The sequence below is a fragment of the Klenkia sp. PcliD-1-E genome (assembly GCF_024124375.1).
Classification (GTDB): domain Bacteria; phylum Actinomycetota; class Actinomycetes; order Mycobacteriales; family Geodermatophilaceae; genus Klenkia.
On record NZ_JAMXRZ010000147.1, the window covers coordinates 1 to 8,970 of the forward strand.

Consider the following 8,970-nt stretch of genomic DNA (forward strand, 5'->3'; position numbering starts at 1 on the left):
CGTCCGAGCGGGCCTTGACCGCGGCCAGGTCCACCGCCCCGGCCAACGAGGCGGCCAGCTGGGCCTGCTGCGCGGCGGCGCGGGGGTCGGTGGGCTGGCCGGGTCGGGCGGGGCGGGACGGCTGCATGGCGGCCATGATCCCACCGCCCGGACCCGTGCGCCGGGCCCGGTGCCGGTCCGCACCCGACCCCGCACGGTGTGACATCCGGCGGGGTCGGTCGGCTCGGACACCGCGACGAATCACACCCAGCGGGCCGGCACTGCCCAGGGACGCTGTGGACAACCCCCCGGGACGACGTCGCCCGGTGGTCCATCCTGCGGCGGTGCCCCCGATGCCGTACTGCCCGCCGGACCTGCGCGCCGCCGTCTTCCGCGGTTCGGACGCCGTCCGCAGTGGTCAGCTGACCCCCGCACACCCGCGGTCGACGGCGTTCCGCGCCCTGGCCCGGGACCTCTACGCCGGCCCCGACGTCGCGCTCGACCACCGCGCCCGGGCGGCCGCGGTCCGGCTGCTGCTGCCCTCCGCGGTGCTGTCCGGCAGGAGCGCGGCAGTGCTGTGGGGCGTGCCGCTGGCCGGACCACCCGACGACGTCGAGGTGACCCTGCCGCCCGGGACGACGGCCGGCCGCATCGGGGGTGTCGCGGTCCGGCGTCGCGTCCTCCGGCCCGACGAGGTGGTCATCCACGGCGAGGTCCAGGTCACCGGCCTGGTCCGCACGGGGCTCGACCTCGCCGTCGCAGCACCGCACGACGAGGCCGTCGCGGTGGTCGACCGCTTCCTGCGCGCCGTGCCCGTCGACCAGCCCGAGCTGCTGGCGGCCGCGGAGGCCGACACCGCCCGCGGCGCCCGACGGGCCGAGGCCGTCGTCCGGCTGGCCGACGGCCTCGCGGAGTCACCGATGGAGACCGTGGTCCGGTTGCTCCTGCACCGCTCACGGCTGCCCCCGCCCGTCGCCCAGTTCGGCGTCGTGCACGGTGGCCGGGAGATTGCCCGGGTGGACTTCGCCTGGCCCGAGCACCGGGTGGCCGTGGAGTACGACGGTCGCTGGCACGCCGGCACCGAGCAGTTCGCCCGCGACCGGGCACGCCTGAACCGGCTGACCGCAGCCGGCTGGCGGGTGGTCTCCGTGACGGCGGAGGACCTGGCGCACCCGGCTGCCCTGGTGGCCCGGGTGGCCGCCGAGCTCGCCCGCTCGATGTGGCATGCAGCGGGGTCCCGGGCGGATGACCCAGCAACGACCCACATCCAGCGGCGTCGGCGGCGCGGGCGGGGTCAGGTGGGTGGGGCGGGGCGCAGGGGCGGGACCGCCCGGACGCCGAAGACCTTCCGGAGGGCCACCCGGGCGGCGTTGTCACCGCACATGCCGTGCACCGCAGGCCCGGGCGGGGTCGCCGACGACGCGAGGAACACGTGGTCCACCGGCGTGGAGTAGGTGTTCCAGCGCGGCACCGGGCGGGCCAGCATCTGCAGCAGCGACGCCTCGCCGTTGGAGATGTCGCCACCGACGTTGTTGGGGTTCCACTCCTGCATCTGCGGCGCGGTCTTCGTCGCCCGCGCCAGGACCGTGTCCCGGAAGCCCGGGGCGAACCGCTCGATCTGCGCCTCGACCTGCGCGGTCATGTCGACGTCCGAGCCGTTCGGGACGTGCACGTAGGCCCAGAACACGTGCTTCCCGTCCGGCGCCCGGGTGGGGTCCAGGACGGTGGGCTGCACGGCCAGCACGTACGGCTGATCGGTCAGCCGGCCGGCGGCCGGCGCGGCCTCGCCGGCGATGGTCTCGGCCAGGGTGCCTGCGACGTGCACCGTTCCCGCCCGGCGGACGTCGGGGTTCGTCCACGGCACCGGGTCCGACAGCGCCCAGTCGACCTTGAAGACCCCCGGTCCGTGCTTGTACCGGCGCACCCAGCGCCGGTAGCCCGGGGTCAGCCGGTCACCGGCCATCGCGACGAAGGCGTCGGGTGAGGTGTCCAGCAGCACCGCCGGGACCCCGTCGAACTCCCGCAGGTCGGTCACCTCGTGGTCGTACTCCACCGACCCGCCCTGCTGCTCCAGCGCGGTGACCATCGCGTCGGCCATCCGCTGCGTGCCGCCCTCGGGCAGCGGCCAGCCCCGGTGGTGGGCCAGCATCGTGAGCACCATGCCCAGCCCCGCCGTGAGCGGCCGGGTGAGGTCGAGCATGCCGTGCGCGGCGGCCCCGCCGACCAGCGCGCGGGCCGGTTCGCCGTCGAAGGCGCGGTGCGCCAGCCAGCGGATGTCGGGCAGCGCGTTGAGGGCGAACCTGGCGACGGCGCCGAGGCTGCGGGTGGGCAGCCGGCGGAAGGCGGAGGAGAGGAAGTAGTCGATGACGTCGTCGCCGTGCTCCACCAGGGGGCCCAGCAGCTTCCGGTAGGCCGCGCCGTCGGCGCCGAGACCGGCGGCGGTGCGGTCGAGGTCGGCGTGGGCGACCGCGGCGTCCCCGCCGTCCAGCGGGTGGGCGAAGGCGACCTCCGGGTGGATCATCCGCACCCCGCGGGAGGCCCAGTCGAACTCGCGGAAGAACGGCGAGGCCACACCCATCGGGTGCACCGCCGAGCAGATGTCGTGCGCGAAGCCGGGGAGGGTGACCTCCTCGGTGCGCATGCCCCCGCCGGGCCGGGACGCCCGCTCGACGACCTGGACCCGCAGGCCCGCGGCCGACAGCCGCAGCGCGGCGGCCAGCCCGTTCGGTCCGGCCCCGACGACGACGGCATCAGGTCGCGAACTCATGGGGCCAGTCTCCCCCGGGCCCCCTCAGAGCCGCCCGACGAGCTCGTCGGCCGCGGCGTAGGGGTCGCACTCCCCGGCGACCACCCGCTCGGCCAGGGCGTCGACCGCGCCCGCGCCGCCGACGTCGCCCATCCGGCGGCGCAACTCCCCGACCGCGATCGCCTCGATCTCCCGTGCGGCCCGCACCCGGCGGCGCCGGTCGCCCTCGCCGGAGGAGGTCAGCCAGGCCCGGTGCTCCCCGACCCGGGCCAGCACGTCGTCCATGCCTCGGCCCTCCGACGCGACGGTGCGCACCACCGGCGGCCGCCAGTCCGACGGCGGGACCATGGTCAGCATCGACCGGAGCTCGCGGGCGGTGCGGTCGGCCCCCTCCCGGTCGGCCTTGTTCACCACGAACACGTCGGCCACCTCGAGGATCCCGGCCTTGGCGGCCTGGACGCCGTCGCCCATCCCGGGCGCGACGAGCACCAGGGTGGTGTCGGCGAGCGAGGCGACCTCCAGCTCGGACTGCCCCACCCCGACGGTCTCCACGACGACGACGTCGCAGCCGGCCCCGTCGAGCACCCGCAACGCCTGGGGGGTGGCCCAGGACAGCCCGCCCAGGTGCCCGCGGGAGGCCATCGAGCGGATGAAGACGCCGGGGTCGTCGGCGTGGTCGCCCATCCGCACCCGGTCGCCGAGCAGCGCACCGCCGGAGAACGGGGACGACGGGTCCACGGCGAGCACCCCGACCCGCAGGTCCCGCTCGCGCAGGCCCCGGACCAGCGCCGTGGTGGTGGTGGACTTGCCGACCCCGGGCGGGCCGGTGATCCCCAGCACCTGGGCCCGGCCGGTGTGCGGGGCCAGCGCCGCGGCGACCTCGCGCAGCGCCGGGCTCTCCTGCTCGACCAGGGAGATCAGCCGGGCGACGCAGCGCGGGTCGCCGTCCCGGGCACCGGCGACCAGTGCGCCGACGTCCGGGGTCCGGCGACCCACCGTCAGGCGGCGGGGACGTGCAGCACCAGGGCGTCGCCCTGGCCACCGCCACCGCACAGCGCGGCCGCGCCGGTGCCACCGCCGCGCCGCCCGAGCTCCAGCGCCAGGTGCAGCACGATGCGCGCGCCGCTCATCCCGACCGGGTGGCCCAGCGCGATCGCGCCGCCGTTGACGTTGACCTTCTCCGGGTCCAGGCCCAGCTCCCGGGTGGACACGATGCCCACCGCGGCGAACGCCTCGTTGATCTCGACCAGGTCGAGGTCGGCCGGGCTGATGCCCTCGCGCTCGCAGGCCGCGGCGATGGCCCGCGACGGCTGCTGCTGCAGGGTGGCGTCGGGGCCGGCCACGACGCCGTGCGCGCCGATCTCGGCCAGCACCGTGCAGCCGAGCTCGGCCGCCTTGGCCGCGCTCATCACCACGACCGCGCACGCGCCGTCGGAGATCTGCGAGGCGGTGCCGGCGGTGATGGTGCCGTCCTTGCTGAACGCCGGCTTGAGCTTGCCCAGGGACTCGGTGGTGGTGTCGGCCCGGATGCCCTCGTCCTCGCGGAACTCGACCGGGTCGCCCTTGCGCTGGGGGATCGAGACCGTGACGATCTCGTCGTCGAACAGGCCGTTCTTGTGCGCGGCCGCGGCCCGCTGGTGGCTGGCGGCACCGAAGGCGTCCTGCTCCTCGCGGGTCAGGTCGTAGCGGCTGTTGGCCTGCTCGGTGAGGCGGCCCATGGCCACCTGGTCGAAGGTGTCGGTGAGCCCGTCGTGGTTCATCGAGTCGACCAGCTGCGCGTCGCCGAACTTCACGCCGGTGCGGCTGGTCGGCAGCAGGTGCGGCGCCTGGGTCATCGACTCCATGCCGCCGGCGACGACGACGTCGAACTCCCCGGCCCGGATGAGCTGGTCGGCCAGCGCGATCGCGTCGATGCCGGACAGGCACACCTTGTTCAGGGTGAACGACGGCACGCTCATCGGGATGCCACCGGCCACCGCGGCCGGGCGGGCCGGGTTCTGCCCGGCGCCGGCCTGGATGACCTGGCCCATGATCACGTACTCGACCTGGTCGCCGCTGATGCCGGCCTTCTCCAGGGCGCCCTTGATGGCGACGCCGCCCAGGTCGGCGGCGGAGAAGTCCTTGAGCGAGCCGAGCAGCCGCCCCATCGGTGTGCGTGCGCCGCCGACGATCACGGAGCGGTTGGGGGCTGCGGGCTTGACCATCGGTCCTCCAGGGGTGCGCACCGCCCTCGTTGGCGGCACACCGAGCCTAGGGCGCCCCGGGCGCGCCTGCCGACGGCTGGTGACCGAGCTCACCAGGGTTCCCGTCGCGCACGACCGGGCAGTGAGCCATCGACCGCACACCCCACCCCGAGGGAGAACCACCCCATGCCCCGCGTGACCGTCGGCACCGAGAACTCCGCCCCTATCGAGCTGTACTACGAGGACCACGGCACCGGCCGCCCGGTCGTGCTGATCCACGGCTGGCCGCTCTCGGGCAGGTCCTGGGAGGCGCAGGTGCCCGCCCTGGTCGAGGCCGGTCACCGGGTCGTCACCTACGACCGGCGCGGCTTCGGGGAGTCGGACAAGCCCTTCGACGGCTACGACTACGACACCTTCGCCGCCGACCTCGACGCCCTGCTCACCCACCTGGAGCTGACCGACGTCACCCTCGTCGGCTTCTCCATGGGCGGCGGCGAGGTCGTCCGCTACATCAGCCGGTACGGCACCGACCGCATCCACTCGGCCGTCCTCGCCGCCGCTGTCCCGCCCTACCTGTACAAGTCCGACGACAACCCGGACGGCGGGCTGGACGACGCCACCATCGAGGCCTTCCAGGACGGCGTGCGCACCGACCGGCCCGCCTTCCTCGAGGACTTCACGGAGAACTTCTTCGCCGCGGGCGAGAAGAAGGACCTGGTCAGCGGGGCGCAGAAGGCCTTCGCCCGGCAGATCGCCAACACCGCCTCACCGAAGGGCACGCTGGACTGCATCACCGCCTTCGGCCGCACCGACTTCCGCGACGACGTGGCGAAGGTGACCGTGCCGACCCTGGTCATCCACGGCGACAGCGACGGCGTCGTCCCGATCGACGTGTCGGGAAAGCGGTCGGCCGAGGCGATCGAGGGCGCCGAGCTGGTGGTCGTCGAGGGTGGGCCGCACGGCATCAACGCCAGCCACCCGCAGGAGTTCAACGCAGCGCTGCTGCAGTTCCTCGCGAAGTAGCCGCCACCGCCCGCGCGAGCCCGTCGTCCCCACCGGGGGCGGCGGGCTCCGCTGTGTCCAGGGTCACCACCGCGAGGACGCCGTGGACGGCACCATGCCCGCATGAGCGCCGACGCAGCCGCCCTGCCCACCGACCTGTTCACCACCATCGACCACGTCGGGATCGCCGTCCCGGACCTGGACGAGGCGATCGCCTTCTACGACCGTGCCTTCGGGGTGCGGTCGGTGCACGAGGAGACCAACGAGGAGCAGGGCGTCCGCGAGGCCATGCTCGCCGTCGGGTCCGGTGACACCCGCATCCAGCTGCTGGCGCCGCTGACGCCGGAGTCCACGATCGCGAAGTTCATCGGTCGTTCGGGCCCGGGCCTGCAGCAGCTGGCGTTCCGGGTGGGCGACGTCGAGGCGGTGAGCGCCACCCTGCGCGAGCGCGGCCTGCGGCTGCTCTACGACGAGCCGCGCCGCGGCACCGCCGGCAGCCGGGTGAACTTCGTGCACCCCAAGGACGCCGGGGGCGTGCTCGTCGAGATCGTGGAACCGACCACATCCCGCTGACATCCGGGCTACTCGCCAGTAACGTCCGCCAGCACACCGAGCCAACGACGACCCGGGAGCAGCACGTGAACGAGATCAGGGACGCCATCCTGTCCGACCAGCTGGCCGACATCGGGGGGCTGGGCGTGCCCGCCTCCTACCGCGGCGTGCTGGTCCGCAAGGACGAGCAGGGCATGTTCGAGGGCCTGGCCACCAAGGACAAGGACCCCCGCAAGAGCCTGCACGTGGAGGAGGTGCCCACCCCCGAGCTCGGTCCGGGTGAGGCGATCGTGGCCGTGATGGCGTCCTCGGTGAACTACAACACCGTCTGGACGTCGATCTTCGAGCCGGTGAGCACCTTCGGGTTCCTGGAGCGCTACGGCCGGGTCTCCGAGCTGGGGAAGCGGCACGACCTGCCCTACCACGTGGTGGGCTCGGACCTGGCCGGCGTCGTGCTGGCGACCGGCCCCGGCGTCACCAAGTGGAAGGCCGGCGACGAGGTCGTCGCGCACTGCCTGTCGGTGGAGCTGGAGGACCCGGCCGGCCACGACGACACGATGATGGACCCCCAGCAGCGCATCTGGGGCTTCGAGACCAACTTCGGCGGCCTGGCCGAGCTGGCCCTGGTCAAGAGCAACCAGCTGCTGCCCAAGCCCGACCACCTGACGTGGGAGGAGGCCGCGGCCCCGGGGCTGGTCAACGCCACCGCCTACCGGCAGCTGGTCAGCAAGAACGGTGCCAACATGAAGCAGGGTGACACCGTCCTGATCTGGGGCGCCTCCGGCGGGCTGGGCTCCTACGCCACCCAGATGGCCCTCAACGGCGGCGCCATCCCCGTCTGCGTGGTCTCCAGCCCCGAGAAGGCCGAGATCGTGCGCAAGATGGGCGCCGAGCTGGTCATCGACCGTTCTGCCGAGGGCTACCGGTTCTGGAAGGACGAGACGACCCAGGACCCCAAGGAGTGGCAGCGGTTCGGCAAGAAGATCCGCGAGCTCACCGGCGGCGAGGACATCGACATCGTCTTCGAGCACCCGGGTCGGGAGACCTTCGGCGCCAGCGTCTACGTCGCCAAGAAGGGCGGCACGATCATCACCTGCGCCTCGACCTCGGGCTACCTGCACGAGTACGACAACCGCTACCTGTGGATGAACCTGAAGAAGATCCTCAGCTCGCACTTCGCGAACTACAAGGAGGCCTACGAGGCCAACAGGCTCATCGACAAGGGGCTCATCCACCCCACGGTGTCCAAGGTCTACCCGATGGCCGAGGTCGGCCAGGCCGCCCGCGACGTCCAGATGAACTCCCACCAGGGCAAGGTCGGCGTCCTCACCCTCGCCCCCGAGGAGGGCCTGGGCGTCCGCGACCACGACAAGCGCGCCCGGCACCTGGACGCGATCAACCGCTTCCGCGGCCTGTGAGGACCTGACCGGCCCGCAGCTGTGGATGCGCTGCGGGCCGGTCGGTCAGGGGCCGGCCGACCCGTCGACTCTGGAAGGATGGGGACCATGAGCGACCCCCACGCCGAACTGCTCCGTGAGGCCACCTACTCCTTCGAGGTCGTGCGCAAGGGCTACCACCGCGACCAGGTGGCCGAGGCGATCGAGCGGCTGGACGCGGACCTGCGGGTCACCATGGCCGACCGGGACGCCGCGGCGTCCCGCGCCTCCGACCTGGCCGCCCAGCTGTCGGCGCTGCACCAGGAGATGGAGGCGCTGCGCCGCAAGGCCGCCTCCGCCGGGGCGCCCACCTTCGAGAACATGGGCGAGCGCATCTCGCACATGCTGCGGCTGGCCGAGGAGGAGGCCGCGGAGGTGCGCCGCAAGGCCGCCGAGGAGGCCGACGCGATCCGCCAGCGGATCACCGCCGAGGAGAACGCGTCGGTGCAGCGCCAGGCCCAGGCCGGTGCGGACGCCGAGCGGGTGCTCGCCGAGGCCCGGCACGAGGCCGAGCAGGTCGCCACCAAGGCGCAGGCACGGGCCGACGAGCTGGTCACCAAGGCCCAGGAGCGGGTCGCCCAGCTCGACAACGACTCCCAGGCCCGCCGCACGAAGATCGAGGAGGACTTCGAGATCGCGCAGCGGGCGCGGCGCACCGAGGCCGCCCGACTGGAGGACGAGCGGGAGAAGGCGTCCACCGCCGCCGCCGAGCGCCGGGTCGCCGACGCCACCACCCGCGCCGCCGCCCTGGTCACCGCCGCGCAGGAGGAGGCCGCGTCGGTCCGCCGGGTCCGCGACGAGCTGGCCGCCCGGCTGCACGAGGTGCGCAGCCTGCTGGGCCGGCTGCCCTCCCTCGCCGACGCGACCCCCGCCGGCGAGGAGCCCGCCGGGGCGGCCGAGGCCGACGGCGGGCAGGCCGACGAGAAGCCTGCCGAGGGGAAGCCTGCCGAGGCGGGTGACCAGGACGACCACCAGGACGACGAGGCGCAGGACCCAGCCGCCGAGCAGGCGGCACCCACCCGGGCCGCCCCGGCCGGCCCCGCGCGGTGGGCATGCCCGACCTGCTCACCGC

The 8,970-nt window shown here is 74.0% G+C and carries 7 protein-coding genes and 1 pseudogene; 5 read left to right on the forward strand and 3 right to left on the reverse strand.

The genetic code is table 11. The features are described from left to right. Positions 1-899 precede the first annotated feature (899 nt). Positions 900-1,136: pseudogene (locus NH342_RS20265) on the forward strand (endonuclease domain-containing protein); the annotation flags it as partial. 137 nt (positions 1,137-1,273) lie between these two features. Here the strand turns inward: NH342_RS20265 and NH342_RS20270 are convergent. The 3 genes from NH342_RS20270 to NH342_RS20280 are packed head-to-tail and all read right to left on the reverse strand — an operon-like array spanning position 1,274 to position 4,929. Further along, the gene (locus tag NH342_RS20270; protein ID WP_253017693.1) at positions 1,274-2,746 is read right to left on the reverse strand and encodes an NAD(P)/FAD-dependent oxidoreductase; all 1,473 of its coding nucleotides are present in this window, start codon (positions 2,744-2,746) and stop codon (positions 1,274-1,276) included. A gap of 24 nt (positions 2,747-2,770) precedes the next feature. Next, positions 2,771-3,721, reverse strand: coding sequence for a methylmalonyl Co-A mutase-associated GTPase MeaB (meaB, locus tag NH342_RS20275; RefSeq protein WP_253017694.1), 951 nt, complete (start codon positions 3,719-3,721; stop codon positions 2,771-2,773). A 2-nt stretch (positions 3,722-3,723) separates the two neighbouring features. After that, on the reverse strand, positions 3,724-4,929 hold the full coding sequence (locus tag NH342_RS20280) for an acetyl-CoA C-acetyltransferase (protein WP_253017695.1): 1,206 nt from the start codon (positions 4,927-4,929) through the stop codon (positions 3,724-3,726). A 165-nt stretch (positions 4,930-5,094) separates the two neighbouring features. Here NH342_RS20280 and NH342_RS20285 point away from each other — a divergent pair, with 165 nt between their 5' ends. The 4 genes from NH342_RS20285 to NH342_RS20300 form a co-directional block, all read left to right on the forward strand. Beyond that, on the forward strand, positions 5,095-5,931 hold the full coding sequence (locus tag NH342_RS20285; RefSeq protein WP_253017696.1) for an alpha/beta fold hydrolase: 837 nt from the start codon (positions 5,095-5,097) through the stop codon (positions 5,929-5,931). Between the two features lie 102 nt (positions 5,932-6,033). Further along, on the forward strand, positions 6,034-6,483 hold the full coding sequence (gene mce, locus NH342_RS20290; RefSeq protein ID WP_253017698.1) for a methylmalonyl-CoA epimerase: 450 nt from the start codon (positions 6,034-6,036) through the stop codon (positions 6,481-6,483). Between the two features lie 65 nt (positions 6,484-6,548). Further along, a complete protein-coding gene (gene ccrA, locus NH342_RS20295) occupies positions 6,549-7,880 on the forward strand; it encodes a crotonyl-CoA carboxylase/reductase (RefSeq protein ID WP_253017700.1) in 1,332 nt (443 codons plus the stop codon). An 87-nt stretch (positions 7,881-7,967) separates the two neighbouring features. Then, on the forward strand, positions 7,968-8,970 hold a 1,003-nt coding region (locus tag NH342_RS20300; protein ID WP_253017702.1), incomplete at its 3' end, for a hypothetical protein.

What these genes read in the sequence shown, in the direction of transcription:
- NH342_RS20270 (WP_253017693.1), bottom strand. Translation starts at nt 2,746, where the DNA reads ATGAGTTCGCGACCTGATGCCGTCGTCGTCGGGGCCGGACCGAACGGG.
- NH342_RS20285 (WP_253017696.1), top strand. Translation starts at nt 5,095, where the DNA reads ATGCCCCGCGTGACCGTCGGCACCGAGAACTCCGCCCCTATCGAGCTG.
- NH342_RS20280 (WP_253017695.1), bottom strand. Translation starts at nt 4,929, where the DNA reads ATGGTCAAGCCCGCAGCCCCCAACCGCTCCGTGATCGTCGGCGGCGCA.
- mce (WP_253017698.1), top strand. Translation starts at nt 6,034, where the DNA reads ATGAGCGCCGACGCAGCCGCCCTGCCCACCGACCTGTTCACCACCATC.